Genomic DNA, 14,973 nt, shown 5'->3' with positions numbered 1-14,973 from the left:
GGGATTGGGCTCACCTCTCCCGCTCGCGAGAGAGGTCGGCGCGTGTAGCGCGGCGGGTGACGGAAGGTCGGAGTGACACGTTGCGCTCCGCATCCCGTCATCCAGCGCTGCGCGCCGCCTTTCGATCCCGCAGCGGCGGAAGAAACGGTTTAAGTTCGTGCTGCAACGCCTTTCGCGCTGCGCCGCGGCGCCGGCGCCAACGGCGCCTCCAGCCAACCCGCATGCGCGACCGGCGACGACCACACCGCGAAATGCAGACGCGACAAGGCCTGCGCGTCGCGCAGCAGGGCGGCGCGATCGTTCTCGTCGAGCGCATCGGGACCTTCGCGCAACGCGCGCGCGACCACTTCCGCATGCGTGTGCTGCACCGCTTCGGAATGCTCGGTGCGGGCGACGTCGGCGGCACAGGCGAGCGCGTTGCGCAGCGGATCGACCACCGCATCGACGAAGCGTGGCGTCGCCGCGCTGTGCTGCAGATAGCGACGCAACCGCCGCAGCACGCGCGGCGGATTGGACTCTTCCGGGATCAGGAACAAGCGCGCGGCGCGCGCACGGCGGCCCAGCGTGACGCGGCTGGACAGCACCGAGATCGGGATCGACAGCGCCATCGCGCCGGCGACCGGCAGCAGCCAGGCCAGATAGGCCGGATTGAGCCAATACACCAGACCCAACCAGCCGATGCCGAGCACGGTCTGGCCGCCGTGCCGCGCGGCCGCCTCGCTCCAGTGCGTTTGCGCATCGTCGCGCGGTGGCGATTTCCAGCCGACCGCCCAGCCGATCATCGCGGTGGCGATGAACTTGGTGTGGAACAGCATGCGGATCGGCGCGAGCAGGGCCGAGAACACGATCTCCAGCAGCATGCTCGCGCTCAGTCGCCAGGTGCCGCCGAACGGTTTCGCGTCCTTCAGCGCGATCAACGCGATGCTGAGAATCTTGGGCAGGAACAGCAAGGTCGCGGTCGCGCCGAACAAGCCGATCGCGCGCGCCGGATGCCATTCCGGCCACAACGGGAACAGTTGGTTCGGTGCGGTGAAATAGGTCGGTTCCGACAGCGTGTGCATCGCCAGTAGCACGGTCGACAGCACCAGGAACAAAAACCACAACGGCGCCGACAGATAAGCCATCACGCCGGTGACGAATACGGCGCGATGCGCCGGATGCAGGCCTTGCGCGAAGAACAGGCGCGAGTTGATCAGATTGCCCTGGCACCAGCGGCGGTCGCGCTTGAGTTCGTCGAGCAGGTTGGGCGGCATTTCCTCGTAGCTGCCCGACAGTTCGTAGGCGATCCACACCGCCCAGCCGGCGCGCCGCATCAGCGCCGCCTCGACGAAATCGTGCGAAAGGATTTCCTGACCGAGTTCGGCGCCGCCGCCGGGCAGGCGGCCGAGCGCACAGTGCTGCATGAACGGCGCCACGCGAATGATCGCGTTGTGGCCCCAGTAGTGCGATTCCCCCAGCTGCCAGAAATGCAGGCCGGTGACGAACAAGGGCCCGTACACGCGCGTGGCGAACTGCTGGATGCGCGAGTACAAGGTTTCGCGGCCGGCCGCGCGCGGCGCGGTCTGCACGATGCCGGCGTTCGGGTTCGCCTCCATCAGGCGCACCAGTTCGACCAGGCAGTTGCCGCTCATCACGCTGTCGGCGTCGAGCACCACCATGTAACGGTAGTCGCGGCCCCAGCGCCGGCAGAAATCGGCGACGTTGCCGCTCTTGCGCTTGATGCGGTGCTGGCGGCGCCGGTAATAGACGTGACCGCCCGGCAGCGAGTTCTGCAGGTCGAGCCAGGCTTCGCGTTCGGCGACGCGGATGTCGGCGTCGCTGGAATCGCTCAGCACGAAGAAATCGAAACGTTCGATCTCGCCGGTCTGCGCCAGCGAGGCGCAGGTCGCGCGCAGACCGGCGAACACGCGTGCGACGTCCTCGTTGCAGATCGGCATCACGATCGCGGTGCGCGCTTCCGGCGGAATCGGCGCGCCGGCCATGTGCTTGGCTGAAATCGCATAGCGATCGTGGCCGCGCACCAACAGCACGAAGCCGGCCAGCGCGGTCCAGAACCCGGCCGAGACCCAGCCGATCAGGATGGCGAAGAGGATCAGCACGGCCATCTCCATCGGCTTGGTGCCGTGGTAGGGCAGCACGCCGACCATCACCGCGGTGGCGAAGTAGGACTGCAACAACACCATGCCGAGCAGCAGGATGCGGCGGATGTTCGCCGCGCGCTGCCAGTCGGCCGGCGCAGGCGCCTCCGCTTCGGCGCGGCGCGGCTCCTTGCGGCTCTTGCGGCGCAGCCACGACGGCAGCGGAATCAAGCCCGGCGGCGGCCACAGACCCGGCGTCATCGAGGCGCGATGCAGCGGCGGTGCCGACAACAAGCGCAAACCGCGGCGCGGATCGTCGGCGACCAGCGAGGCGGCGCCGTCGGACGCGCCGGCGAGGCGCAGGCGCGCGATCAGCGAATCCTGCGCCGGCTCGCTGCTTGCTTCGATGCGCTCGGCCAATGCCGCGTGCAACTGCGTCATCGCCGCGCCCGCATCGTCGGCGTCGGCGCAATCGCGCAGCAGCGACTCGCGCCGCGCGGCCTTGAGACCGAGGCGCTCGACGTAACGCTCGCACATCTCCGCCGCAGCGGAGGCGGGCGGCGTCAACCCGGCGGTAACGTGTAGCTCCATGTTTCCGACACCGCATCGCCACGTTTGAGATAAGCGCGCAACTCGACCGGCTTGCTGTCGTCGCTGCGCTGCAGGCGCAAGCTCAGACGCCAGCCGTCGCCGCGCGCGTTGGGTTTGAGGCTGTGCTGCAACACCTGCGCGTTGGCGTCCGCGCCGACGATCGCCTCGACCTCGTCGCCGCCCTCGAGCGGGCCGACGTAGTCGACCACGAAACCGAGCGAGCGCTCGTCGACGCGTGCGCCGCGCGTGCCTTGGCGCGTCTGCACCACGCGCGCGAACGGTGGCCGCGTCTCGACCTCCTTCTGCCAGTGCACGCGATACTTCAGCGCGAGCGGCTCCTGCGGCGTCGGCGCTTTCGCCGGCACCCAGTAGGCGACGATGTTGTCGTTGGTTTCGTCGGGCGCCGGGATCATCACCAGTTCGACGCGGCCTTCGCCCCAGTCGCCGAGCGGCTCGACCCATGCGCTCGGATGCAGGTCGTAGCGTACTTGCAGATCTTCGTAGCGGTCGAAATCGCGTGCGCGCTGCATCAGTCCGAAACCGCGCGGATGGGTCAGCGCGAAGGAGGTGACGAGCAGGCGCTTGGGATTGAGCAGCGGCCGCCAGATCCATTCGCCGTTGTCCGAGCGCACCGAGAGCCCGTCGGAATCGTGTACTTCGGGCCGGTAATCCTCGCCGCTCGGCGCGTGCTGGGCGGCGCCGCGGAAATACATGCTGGTCAGCGGCGCCAGGCCGATCTTGTCGATCTTGTCGCGCAGGTACAGCCGCGCCTCCACCTCGACCACGGTTTCGACGCCCGGGTCGATCGCGAACCGGTACGCGCCCGCCACGCGCGGCGAATCGAGCAAGGCGTACACGACCAGCTGCTTGGCATCCGCCTTGGGCCGCTCGATCCAGAATTCGACGAAGCGCGGAAATTCCTCGCCCGACGCCTGCGCGGTGTCGATCGCCAGCCCGCGCGCCGACATCCCATACAGCTGACCCTTGCCGATCGCGCGGAAATAGCTGGCACCGAGGAAGGAGACGAACTCGTCGCGATACGCCGGCAGGTTCAGCGCGGTGGTGGCGCGAAAGCCGGCGTAGCCGAGGCCTTGCGCCGCGACCGGATCGATCTTGGCTGCGCCGAAATCGAACTGCTGCGGATCGAAGGCGAGGTCGCGCACGCCGCGCGCGGTGATCTCGTGCAGCGCGACCGGCCGATCGAACGCCCAGCCCTGCGGAAACAGTTCCAGCGCAAACGGCAGCGGCGGCTTCGCCTCACGCCACAGCGCCGCTTCCGGCTTGAAGCGGATCGCGTAGTAGCGGTCGTGGTCGAGCCGCTGCAAGGGGCCAGGCAAGTTCGCGTCGGCATTGCGGAACGCGTTCGCCGCGCGCTGCTTGGCCAGCGCGTCGACCTCCTTCAGGCCGAAGGCGGGAGCGGCCGCCGCGTGCAAGGCGCCGAGGGCGCCCAGCGCGAGCAGCAGGCGCAGGGGAAGAGACGCGGATCGTGGCGGCATCGGGGATCGGACATGGGCGGAACTGCGGATGCTACGATCCTAATTGTTCATATCGCGCAAAACCGCCGCCGGCGAGTGTGACCGGCGTCAGGAAACCGCATGCCCGCGCACCTCCGCGAAATCCATCGCACCCAACGCGTCGGCTGGCTGCGCGCGGCCGTGCTCGGCGCCAACGACGGCATCGTCTCGACCGCGAGCCTGATCGTCGGCTTCGCCGCGGCCGGCGCCGAGCGTCACAGCATCCTGCTCGCCGCTGCCGCCGGCCTGGTCGGCGGCGCCTTGTCGATGGCGGCCGGCGAGTTCGTCTCGGTCAGCTCGCAGGCCGACACCGAGAAGGCCGATCTCGCGCTGGAACGGCGCGAGCTGAAGCAGTATCCCGAAGGCGAACTGCGCGAATTGGCCGCGATCTACGTCGAACGCGGGCTCGATGCCGATCTCGCCGAGCGCGTCGCCGAACAGCTCAGCGCGCGCGATGCACTCGGCGCGCACGCGCGCGACGAGCTCGGCATCACGCGCGAGCTGAGCGCGCGCCCGCTGCAGGCTGCGGCCGCCTCGGCCGGCGCATTCGCCAGCGGCGCCGCGCTACCGCTGCTGGTGGTCGCGCTGGCGCCGCCGCGCGGGCTCACTGCGCTGGTGATGGCGGCTTGCCTGATCGCGCTGGCCGCGCTCGGCGCGGTCGCGGCACGTGCCGGCGGCGCGCCGATCCTGCGCGGCGCCACCCGCGTAGTGGTGTGGAGCGCGCTGGCGATGGCGGCGACCGCCGCGATCGGACGCCTGTTCGACGCCTGAGCGATCACGCGCGACAAAGCGTGACCGAATGTTGCGATGTTCACGCACGTTTGGCGTGCGATCGACGTAGGATGCCGCACGCCGCGTCGCTGTGGGGAGTGGACGCCGGCGGGGGTATGTCCTCGAATCCGACCAAGGGAGAAGCGGCGATGTCGATCGGCAAGCGGTTAGGTGCGGAATTCTTCGGTACGTTCTGGCTGGTACTGGGCGGCTGCGGCAGCGCGGTACTGGCGGCGGCGGTGCCCACGCTGGGCATCGGTTTCGCCGGTGTCGCGCTCGCGTTCGGTTTGACCGTGCTGACGATGGCGTATGCGGTCGGCCATATTTCCGGCGGCCATTTCAATCCGGCGGTATCGGTCGGCCTGGTCGCCGGCGGACGCTTCCCGGCCAAGGATCTGATTCCCTACATCGTCGCGCAGGTGATCGGCGCGGTCGCGGCCGCTGCCGTGCTGTATCTGATCGCCAGCGGCAAGCCCGGCTTCGCGCCCGGCGGCTTCGCCTCCAACGGCTTCGATACGCTGTCGCCGGGCGGCTATTCGATGCAGGCGGCGCTGATCTGCGAGATCGTGCTGACGTTCTTCTTCGTCTTCATCATCATGGGCGCCACCGACGGCCGCGCGCCGGCCGGCTTCGCGCCGATCGCGATCGGTTTCGCGCTGACCCTGATCCATCTGATCAGCATTCCGGTCACCAACACCTCGGTCAATCCGGCGCGCTCGACCGGCGTCGCGTTCTTCGCCAGCACCGCCGCGCTGTCGCAGCTGTGGCTGTTCTGGGTCGCGCCGATCATCGGCGGTGCACTCGGCGGTTTCGTCTATCGCGCCTTGCTGGGTGCGGACGCTCGCCGCTGAGGCATGACTTCCGGCACCGTGCCGAGCGTTGGGTGACGCCCGGCACGCGTGCCGTTTAAACCGCTACGCGATTCTCCGCATCGAAGCGAAGCATTCGAGAGGAGGACCGCCATGCAACGTCTGTTTCTTGTCGCCGCCCTGAGCATTTCGGGCGTCGGCGTCGCCCATGCCGACATTCACATCGAGAGCGCCGACTGCGGGCTGCACAGCGACTACTCGCTGAGCGTCGACAGCGACCGCCTCCATTTCAAGCGCGACAAGGGCACACCGGCGGATGTCGTCGTCGCCGACGGGGAACTGCGCATCGACGGACGCGCGGTCGCGGTCGGCGCAGCCGATCGGCAGCGTCTGATCGAGATCGAACGCGGCGTGCGCGAGACACTGCCCGAGGTCCGATCGATCGCGCGCGACGCGATCGCCATCGCGATCGACGCGGTCACCGAGGTTTCCGCCGCGTTCGCCAAGGATCCACAGTCCGCGCGCGCCAGCGCCGAACGCCTCGCGCGCGCCGGCCGCGAACTCGATCAGCGCCTGGCCGAGAACAACCGCTTCAACGAATGGAGCGACGGTGACGTCGACCGTCTGGTCGAGAGCATCACCGGCACGCTGGTCGGCGAGATCGTCGGCAACGTCGCGGGTCAGGCAATCGCGGTCGCCCTCAGCGGCGACAGCGCCGCCGCGGCCGAACTCGAAGCGCGCGCCGATCGCATCGACGAGCGCGTCGAACGTGCGGTGGAGCGCCGCAGCAAGTCTCTGGAGCAGCGCGCCGAAGGCCTGTGTCCGCGCCTGCGCACGCTGGCGCGTGTCGAGTCCGAACTGGAAGTGCGGCTGGCCGACGGGCGTCCGCTGAACCTGGTGCGCATCGAGCACTGAATCCGCTACCGCGGCGTTGTTTGCGCGGCGCCGCGGCGAGGACAGCCCGGCATGCGGGCGGGCTGTCCTCGATTCGCATGCGATCAGCCTGGCGGCAGGTCGAAGCCGTCCTTGAACACCGTATCGTTCTTGACGCTGCAGGCGGTGCCGGCCGAGATCAATACGTCGTCGAGCCAATAGCCGGTCGAGCTGAGCGAGGAGTCCGACGTCATGCGCCAGCGCAGGTAGACGCTGCGGCCGCCGAAGTCGGCGGCGTCGACGGCGACGCGCACGAAACCGTTGCTGTCGCCTGACCAGGCGCGTCGACCGCTGATCGGACTTTCGTACTGGTCGCTGATGGTCGCGTCGTAACCGCCGCTGGTGATGCGATCGGGGTTGGCGGGAACGTCGCCGTTGGCGTCGAGGATGTCGCTCCAGGTGCTGCCGTCGAGCGAGTACTCGAGCACGGCGCCGTCGTAACCGGATTCGGTGTCATAGGAGTGCCAGAACTCCAGTACGGCTCCGGCGCCGATCGTGATGGCGGTCGCCGTCGTCAAGCTGCGGTCGCTGACCGCACCCGCGTCCGGTGCGAACCACGAGTGAGTCGGCGAGTGGCTCTGGTTGGTGACCTGCGCGAAGTTCGCGCCGGCGCCGCTGCCCGCCGCGGTCCAGTTGGCCGTGCCGTTCTCCATGTCGTCACCGAAGGAAACCGCCGGTGGGCCGGCCGGAATGGTCGAGCGTTCGGCGCTATTGGCGTCTTCGTTGCCGCTGTTGCACGAACCGCTGCCGTTGGCGCTGTCGTCTTCGGCGCGCGCGAGATAGTAGTAGCGCGTGCCGTTGTCGACGCCGGCGTCGTGGTAGGCGGTGCCGCTCAAGCAGTTGGCGATGCGGTTGCTCGCATCCGGCGTGAAGCCGGCCGTGGTCGAGCGGAACACGCTGTACTTCAGCGCGCCGCCGCCGCAGCGATTGCTGCCTTCGCTCCAGCCGAGGTCGACCCCGCAGGTCGTGCTCGCGCTACTGACCGCGCTGCTCAGGCCGGCGAACTCCGGTGCCAGCGTGCAGACGCCGGTCGCGGTCGTCGCGTTGCATTCGCTGTGCGCCGATTCGCAGCTCTCGGCCGTACCGAACGAAGTCACCGCATAAGCGTAGGTCGCGTTGCCGGAAACGCCGCTGTCGACGTAGCTGGTCGAGGTCACGTCGCTGGCGATCAGCTGCCAATTGCTGGCCGGGCAGGCACCGTCGCCGCGATAGACCTTGTAGCTGTCCGCGCCGGCCGCGGCATCCCAGCTCACGGTGATCTGATTGGGTGCATCCGCCGTCGCGACGATGTTCATCGGCACCGGCGGCGCCGTGCAGGCGTTGCGGCCGTCGACGAACATCGCACCGGAATTCAACGGATCGAGCCAGTCCTTCAAGCGCGTCGCCGCGGTGCCGCCGCCTTCCCACGACACCGAGAAGCGGCCGTAGTAGTCGGACAGGCGATCGCCGGTTTCACCGCAAGCGGACAGGCCGCCGTGCAGCTGGCCGATGAAGCGGCGCTGCGCGTTGTACAACGGTGAACCGGACGAACCCGGCTCAGTCACTTGCGGCGGAATGGCGGTGCTCGGATTGGGCGGAAACACCGGCGTTGCGTCCCAATGCACCCAGACGTGGCTGTCGCCCGGCGGCGGCGGCAAGGTGCCGCCGCCGTAGGACGTCGTCGCGGTATTGGTGTCGACGAAGGTGATGCGCTTGTCGGCGACGTTGGGATGATGGATCGCTGCGCACAAACTGTCGGGTGAGCAAGCGTAGTCGCCGTTGCCGGGACCGCCGGGCGAGACGTAGGCGGTGCGGTCCCAGCCGGTCCAGAATTGGTTGAAGGCCGGCGGCGGTTCGCCATTCAATTCGAGCAGGGTCATGTCCGAGGCGGCGTAGTTCGCGCGCAGAGTCGAGCCGCTGATCGAATGGTCGAACGGACCGTCGCCGTTCTGGCCGCTGGCGGCGCTGCCGGGCACACGGCAGGTCGAGTTCTCGTAGTTCCAATACGTCACGATGGCTGCGGCTTCGCCGGCCGACGCCATGCCGCAGTGCGCTGCGGTCATGAAGTACATCTTGGTGTCGCCGGCGGTGTTGTTGACCAGCGAGCCGGTGCACCAGCGCGTACCGGACTTGGTGTAGGCGGCCACCGCGCGCACGTTGTCCTGCCAGGGATCGGCTGGCAGCAGGCATTTGACGTCCATGTTGCACGAGCCGGAGGCATCCTGCGGCGCGTTCACGCCGAAGCCGCGGTAGCCGTAGCCGATCTGGCCGATCTCGAGTTCGAGCTTGGCGATCTCGCTGGCCGGAATGGTCAACTCGACCACCGCTTCGCGCGCGTTGATCACCGGCGTCCAGTACTGTTTGTAGGACTCGTTGTCCTTCGCCGTGATCGGCCCGCGCACGCTCTTGCCGTCGGGCGAGTAGATTAAGAGGCTGGCGCCGCGCGGCAGCCAGAAGCGGGTGAAGCCGAGGTTGAGCGACTGCGCGTCCGGCGTCTTGATTCGATAGCGCCAGAGCTTGGTGTCGGCATCGACGCTTTCCCAAGTGCCGTTTCGATCCGGCGTGACGTGCATCTTGTGCGGTATGGCGAAGCGGCGCGGAACGCCGAGACTGTCGTCGGCGGCGTCTTCGATACGCACCTTGGCCATGTCGGGCGCGGACAGAGTGACCGCATCGACCTGTGCGAGCGGTTTTACGTGAGCGGTGAAAGCCGTCGGTACCGGCGCGGCAGCGAACGCCGCACCCAGCCAACCGAAGGCGAGCAACGAAACGAACGAGCGAGTGTGCATGAGTATTCCCCGAGCGACGGATTCCCCCGTCGGCGGTTATGCGCCGGAGGGGAATCCGGCGTCAACGCGGACGTTTCCACGCTGTCGGACACACCACATTCGCACCTCGCACGGCCCTGCAAAGCCCGCGATCCGCGGCAGCCGGCGCGCACTACAACCCGTGTTCCGCGTCGGCGCTCAGTTCGATGGGCCGTCGAAATCGTCGGCGAAGATGCGGTCGGTCACGATGCCGCAGGCGGTGGCGGTCGAGATCGTCACGTCGTCGAGCCAATAGCCCGGCGCCGCATTCGCGGCGTCGCTCGCCAGGCGCCAGCGCAGGTGGATGCTGCGGCCGCCGAAGTCGCTCAAGTCCACACTGACGTGCACGAAGCCGGCGCTGGCGCCGTGCCAGGCCGGCCGCTCGGCGATCGGGCTGTCGCAGCAGGCGTCGATCGGCGTGCCGTAGCCGCCTTCGACCAGACGATTCGCGTTGGCCGGGATGTCGCCGCTCGCGCCGAGGATGTCGACCCAACTCTCGCCGTCGAGCGAGTATTCGAGCACCGCGCCGTCGCGGCCCGCTTCGGTGTCGTAGCGATGCCAGAAGCCGAGCGTCGCATTCGCCGCCACGGCGATCGCGGCGCTGGTCGCCAGCGTGTGGTCGCCGACGTCGGCAGCGTCGGGCGCGAACCACGCCTGCGTCGGCGAATGACTCTGATCGCTGACGCGGCTGAAATTCGCGCCGCTGCCGCTGCCGGTTGCCGTCCAGTGGCCGCTGCCGCTTTCCATGTCGTCTCCGAACACGATCGTCGGCGCGCCGCTAGGAATGCTCGATTGTTCGATCGAATTGCCGTCCTCGTTGCCGCTGTTGCACGAACCGCTGCCGTTGCCGGTGCCGTCTTCGGCGCGCGCGAGGTAGTAGTAGCGTGTGCCGCTGTCGACGTCCGCGTCGTGGTAGCTGGTGCCGCTGAGGCAGTTGGCGATGCGGTTGCTCGCATCCGGCGTGAAGTCGGCGCTGGTGGAACGGAACACGTTGTATTTCACGCTGCCGCTGCCGCAACGGTCGCTGCCTTTGCTCCAGCTGAGGTCGATGCCGCAAGTCGTGCTCTCGCTGCTGGTCGCAAGGCTCAAGCCGGCGAACTCCGGCGCCAGCGTGCAGACGCCGCTCGCGGTCGCCGCACTGCATTCGCTGTGCGCCGATTCGCAGCTGCCGCTGTCGCCTGATGAAGTCACTGCGTACGAGTAGGTCGAATCGACCGACACGTCGGTGTCGATGTAGTTGGTCGCGGTCACGTCGCTGGCGATCCGTTGCCAGTCGCTGCCGGGGCAGGCGCCTTTGCCGCGGTAGACCTGATAGCGGGTCGCGCCCACGGCGGCGTCCCAGCTCAGACTGATCTGATTCGCCGCGCCGGCATCGGCGATCACGTTCATCGGTACCGGTGGCGCGACGCAGCCGTTGCGGCCATCGAGCGTGAGCACGCCGGTGCCGAGCGGATCGAGCCAGTCTTTCAGGCGCGTCGCCGCCGTACCGCCGCCGTTCCAGGAGATCGACAGGCGACCGTAGACGTCGGACAAACTGTCGCCGGCGGCGCCGCAGACGGACGGGCCGCCGTGCAGTTGGCCGATGAAGCGCCGCCGCGCGTTGTACAGGGGCGAGCCGGACGAGCCGCCTTCGGTGACTTGCGGCGGTATCGTCAATGAAGGATTGGGCGGAAACACCGGGTTCGGATCCCAGTGCACCCAGGTGTGCGTGCGGTCGCCCGGCACCGTCGGCACGACATTGCCGTCGTAACCGGATGAAACCGTATTCGCTTGCGCGAAGGTGATGCGCTTGTCGGCCACGCTCGGATGATGAATCGCCGCGCACAGGCTGCTCGGCGAACACGCGGTGTCGCCATGGCTGGGGCCGCCGGGACTGCTGTAGGGCGTGCGGTCCCAGCCGGCCCAGAACTGGCCGAACTCGGGCGGCGCGCTGCCGTTGAGTTCGAGCAGGGTCATGTCGGAGCCGACGTAGGTCGCGCGCATCGTCGCGCCGGAAATGGCCTGGTCGAACGGTCCGTCGCCGTTCTGTCCGCTGGCCGCGCTGCCCGGCACGCGGCAGGTCGTGTTGTTGTAGTTCCAGTAGGTGACCACCGTGCTCGCCGCGCTCTGGCTGCTCACGCAATGGTTGGCGGTCATGAAGTAGAGCTTGTTGTCCTGCGCGGTGTTGTTGACCAGCGAGCCGGTGCAATAGCGGCTGCCGTTCCTGGTGTAGGCGGCGACGGCGCGCACGTTGGCCTGCCACGGGTCCGCCTCGAGCAGGCATTTGACGTCCATGTTGCACGAGCCGGAACTGGCCGACGGCGAATCGCCGTCCTTGCCGTTGCGGTCGCTGCCGAAGCCGCGATAGCCGTGTCCGACCTGGCCGAGTTCGAGTTCGAGCTGGGCGACTTGGTCGGCCGGAATGGTCAGCTCGACGACGACCTCCGGCGCATTGATCACCGGCGTCCAGTACTGCTTGTAAGGCGCGTTGTCCTTTGCCGTGATCGGTCCGCGCACGTTGTTGCCGTCGGGCGAGTAAATCAAAAGACTCGCGCCCGGCGGCAGCCGGAATCGGGTGAAGCCGAGGTTGAGCGATTGCGCGTCCGGCGTCTTGATCCGATAGCGCCAGAGCTTGGTGTTCGCATCGATGCGTTCCCACGTGCCGTTCTTGTCCGGCGTGACGTGCATCGTGCGCGGTATCGCGAAGCGCGGCGGCTGGCCGAGGCTTTCATCGGCGGCGTCTTCTTGGCGCACGGCGGCCAGATCGAGTGCGGGCAGATGGACCGCATCGACTTGGGCGAGCGGTTTCACGCGCGCGCTGAAGGCGGTGGGTACGGGCGCTGCGGCGGCGAAGGCTGCGCCGAACCAAGCGAAGAGCAAGCAAGCGATCGAACGACCTTTCATGCGAGTTCCCCTGGCAGCGCTTCGCGCCAGCCGCGGTTATGCGCCTGCCAGGGGGCTGCGTCAATGTGTACTTCGCCGCTTTGTTGCGCCTGCCGCGAACCCATCCCGCCGTTCAGTCCGAACCGCTCGCGGCCGCGGTCTGCGGCGTCTTGCGCGCCTGCCATTCGCTTTCGCGCGCCGGCTTGTGCCAGGCGGCGTACAGATCGAGATAAGCGTCGACGACTTCCTGCGTGCGCGGATGCGACGGGCCGTAGGCGGGGTCGGCGCTGAACGTCGCCCAGGCCTGATCGAGTTCGTGCTCGGCTTCGCCGTAGCGCTGTGCGCGAATCAGGATCGTCGCCAGCTCCTTGCGGAAGATCGCGCGGATCGAATTGCCGGCGAACGCCGTCGCGGCGTTCTCGTTGGCGGCACGCGCGTGAGCGACGGCGGCGTCGAGTTCGCCGGCGTCGCGCAGCAACGCGGCGAGGTTGCTTTCGGCGATGACCGTGCCGGGGCTGGCCGGTCCCGACAGCTTGTGCGACAGCGCGAAGGCGCGTTCGTAGTAAGGGCGCGCTTCCTCGTTGCGTCCTTGCTGGCGGATCGCGCCGCCGAGATTGCTGACGAAGCGCAGCGTGGTCGGATGCTCGGGACCGAACACACGCTCGGCGATCGGCACCTGTGGCGCCAGCAGCTGTTCGGCTTCGGCGAAGCGCTTCTGTTCCATTTCGAGGATGGCCAGGCCGTTGATCGCCGCCAGCGTCTTGGAATGCTCGGCGCCGTAACGCGCGCGGCGTTGCGCCAGCAGGGCTTCGTACAGCGGGCGCGCTTCGTCGAAACGCGCCATCATCGAGGCGGTGATGGCGAGGCCGCTGATGCTTTCGAGCGTGTCCTCGTCGTCTTCGCCGAACAGTCGACGCTGCTGCTCCAGCACGCGCAGGTAGCGATCACGGCTCGCGTCGAGCTGGCCGGCGTCGCTCTCGATCCCGGCCAAGTGGCTTTCGACGAACAGGCGATCGCGATCGTCCGGCGGCAGCGCCGCGACCAGCGCCAGAGCCTCCTCGCCGACGCGCAGCGCATCCTGCGCCTTGCCCTGGTTGTCGATGTTCTCGGCATTGCGCACGACCAGCCGCGCAATTTGTGCCGGCGCCAGCGCGGCCGCGCGCGCGGCCGCGATCGCCGCGACGTAATGCGTGCCGGCCAGATCGAGTTCGCCGAGCGAGGCATAGCTGCCGGCGATGGTGCGTTCGATCTCCACGCGCACCGCCGGCTGCGTGGCGAGTTCGCGCTCGGCGCGCTCGGCGGCGGAATCGAGCAGGAGGCGCATCAAGCTGCGGTCCATGCTGCGCGCGCGATCAGGATCGATGCCGGCCAGCATCTCGCGCACGAAGGCGGCGACTTGATTCGCCTTGGTCGCTTCGACCTGCGCCACCGCGGCGGCGCGGCGCGCGCGCAACAAGCCGTCGAACGCGAGCGCGCTGCCGCCGAGCAAGGCGAGCACGGCCAGCGAAGTGGCGGCGAGGCCGAGCCGGTGCCGCGCCGCGAAGGTGAGAAAGAGATAGCAGCGCGTGCGGCGCACCGCCTGCAGCGGCCGGCGTTCGCGGAAACGCTGCAGATCGTCGGCCAGTGCCGCGGCCGAGTCGTAGCGGTCGTTGCGTTCGGGCGCGAGCGCCTTGCGCAGCACCGCGCGCAGTTCGCCCGGCAGATGCCGCGCGGCGCGCAGCAGCGCGTCCGGCGCCGGCACCGCGGCGTCGCGGTCGAGCGCATCCAACAAAGTCTGGTGCGGTGCGCGCGCGGAGCGCCGTGCGGCCGAGGTCAGCTCGGCGGCGTCGGTGTCGGTCAGCACTTCGTACAGCATCACGCCGAGCGAGTAGACGTCGCTGCGCGTATCCAGCGGGCGCTGCTGCTCGGCGGCTTGCTCGGGGCTCATGTAGATCGCGGTGCCGGCGCGGTCGCTGAGGCCGCCACCGCCGATGGCGATGCCGAAGTCGATGATCTTCGGCGTCGGCAGGCCGTCGATGCGCCGGACCAGCACGTTGGCCGGCTTCAAGTCGCGATGCAGGATGCCCTTCTGGTGCGCGTGCTGCACGCCGCGGCAGACCAGGGCGAACAAGGCCAGCCGCTGGTCGCGCGTGAGCGCCTGCTCGCGGCAGAACCGCGTGATGGCGACGCCCTCGACCACTTCCATCGCCAGATACAGCTGGCCGCCTTCGCCTGCGCCGGCATCGAACACCTGCGCGATCGTGGGGTGCTGCATCTGCGCCAGCGCTTGCCGCTCGACTTCGAAGTAGGCGCGTGCCAACGGGCTGGCGATCTCGCCGCGGATCAGCTTCAACGCGACTTCGCGGCGCACCGGCTGCTGCTGCTCGGCCAGGTAGACCCGGCCCATGCCGCCTTCGCCGAGGAGTCGGCGAATGACATAGGCGCCGAAGCGCGCGCCGGCGTCGAATTGGGCGCCCGATTCGCGGCCGGGCGGCAAGGATTGGACTTCGGTCGCCGCATCCGGCGAGACATCACTGACGTGCATGGCGGCGGCCCCTGTTCCGCAGCTGTCCCGAGTCTGTGATTAAAATGTGAACTGGCTCACAAAGTATAGGCCGTTCCGGCGGTCGCGTCGCGCGCTAGGCGCACC

At 68.5% G+C, this 14,973-nt stretch carries 8 protein-coding genes; 3 read left to right on the top strand and 5 right to left on the bottom strand.

The window, feature by feature from the left end; genetic code table 11:
- Window positions 1–149 precede the first annotated feature (149 nt).
- The gene (mdoH, locus tag AC3QL3_RS19660; RefSeq protein ID WP_492895809.1) at window positions 150–2,669 is read right to left on the bottom strand and encodes a glucans biosynthesis glucosyltransferase MdoH; all 2,520 of its coding nucleotides are present in this window, start codon (window positions 2,667–2,669) and stop codon (window positions 150–152) included.
- Window positions 2,642–4,165 carry a glucan biosynthesis protein G gene (locus tag AC3QL3_RS19655; protein ID WP_492895808.1) on the bottom strand — a complete coding sequence of 508 codons (1,524 nt, stop codon included), beginning with the start codon at window positions 4,163–4,165 and terminating at the stop codon, window positions 2,642–2,644. Before AC3QL3_RS19655 ends, mdoH begins: the two co-directional genes overlap by 28 nt.
- A gap of 99 nt (window positions 4,166–4,264) precedes the next feature.
- Between AC3QL3_RS19655 and AC3QL3_RS19650 the strand changes: the two genes are divergently transcribed.
- The 3 genes from AC3QL3_RS19650 (at window position 4,265) to AC3QL3_RS19640 (ending at window position 6,678) form a co-directional block, all read left to right on the top strand.
- The gene (locus tag AC3QL3_RS19650) at window positions 4,265–4,954 is read left to right on the top strand and encodes a VIT1/CCC1 transporter family protein (RefSeq protein ID WP_492895807.1); all 690 of its coding nucleotides are present in this window, start codon (window positions 4,265–4,267) and stop codon (window positions 4,952–4,954) included.
- Between the two features lie 149 nt (window positions 4,955–5,103).
- Window positions 5,104–5,805 (top strand): aquaporin Z, encoded by a 702-nt coding sequence (gene aqpZ / locus AC3QL3_RS19645; protein WP_492898995.1) that lies wholly within the window; start codon window positions 5,104–5,106, stop codon window positions 5,803–5,805.
- 111 nt (window positions 5,806–5,916) lie between these two features.
- Window positions 5,917–6,678 (top strand): DUF2884 family protein, encoded by a 762-nt coding sequence (locus tag AC3QL3_RS19640; protein WP_492895806.1) that lies wholly within the window; start codon window positions 5,917–5,919, stop codon window positions 6,676–6,678.
- Between the two features lie 83 nt (window positions 6,679–6,761).
- On the opposite strand, the gene AC3QL3_RS19635 is transcribed toward AC3QL3_RS19640, so the two are convergent.
- From AC3QL3_RS19635 to AC3QL3_RS19625, 3 genes are all read right to left on the bottom strand, one after another.
- Window positions 6,762–9,464: a fibronectin type III domain-containing protein gene (locus tag AC3QL3_RS19635; protein WP_492895805.1), complete on the bottom strand. Its 2,703-nt coding sequence runs from the start codon at window positions 9,462–9,464 to the stop codon at window positions 6,762–6,764.
- A 177-nt stretch (window positions 9,465–9,641) separates the two neighbouring features.
- Window positions 9,642–12,365: a hypothetical protein gene (locus tag AC3QL3_RS19630; protein ID WP_492895804.1), complete on the bottom strand. Its 2,724-nt coding sequence runs from the start codon at window positions 12,363–12,365 to the stop codon at window positions 9,642–9,644.
- 112 nt (window positions 12,366–12,477) lie between these two features.
- Window positions 12,478–14,868 (bottom strand): serine/threonine-protein kinase, encoded by a 2,391-nt coding sequence (locus AC3QL3_RS19625; protein ID WP_492895803.1) that lies wholly within the window; start codon window positions 14,866–14,868, stop codon window positions 12,478–12,480.
- Window positions 14,869–14,973 lie beyond the last annotated feature (105 nt).

The sequence above is a fragment of the Dokdonella sp. GW821-FHT11D02 genome (genome assembly GCF_058808595.1).
The sequence above is the reverse complement of the archived record's forward strand: the minus strand, read 5'-3'. Positions and strand labels throughout refer to the sequence as shown.

What these genes read in the sequence shown, in the direction of transcription:
- mdoH (WP_492895809.1), bottom strand. Translation starts at nt 2,669, where the DNA reads ATGGAGCTACACGTTACCGCCGGGTTGACGCCGCCCGCCTCCGCTGCG.
- AC3QL3_RS19655 (WP_492895808.1), bottom strand. Translation starts at nt 4,165, where the DNA reads ATGCCGCCACGATCCGCGTCTCTTCCCCTGCGCCTGCTGCTCGCGCTG.
- AC3QL3_RS19650 (WP_492895807.1), top strand. Translation starts at nt 4,265, where the DNA reads ATGCCCGCGCACCTCCGCGAAATCCATCGCACCCAACGCGTCGGCTGG.
- aqpZ (WP_492898995.1), top strand. Translation starts at nt 5,104, where the DNA reads ATGTCGATCGGCAAGCGGTTAGGTGCGGAATTCTTCGGTACGTTCTGG.
- AC3QL3_RS19640 (WP_492895806.1), top strand. Translation starts at nt 5,917, where the DNA reads ATGCAACGTCTGTTTCTTGTCGCCGCCCTGAGCATTTCGGGCGTCGGC.
- AC3QL3_RS19635 (WP_492895805.1), bottom strand. Translation starts at nt 9,464, where the DNA reads ATGCACACTCGCTCGTTCGTTTCGTTGCTCGCCTTCGGTTGGCTGGGT.
- AC3QL3_RS19630 (WP_492895804.1), bottom strand. Translation starts at nt 12,365, where the DNA reads ATGAAAGGTCGTTCGATCGCTTGCTTGCTCTTCGCTTGGTTCGGCGCA.
- AC3QL3_RS19625 (WP_492895803.1), bottom strand. Translation starts at nt 14,868, where the DNA reads ATGCACGTCAGTGATGTCTCGCCGGATGCGGCGACCGAAGTCCAATCC.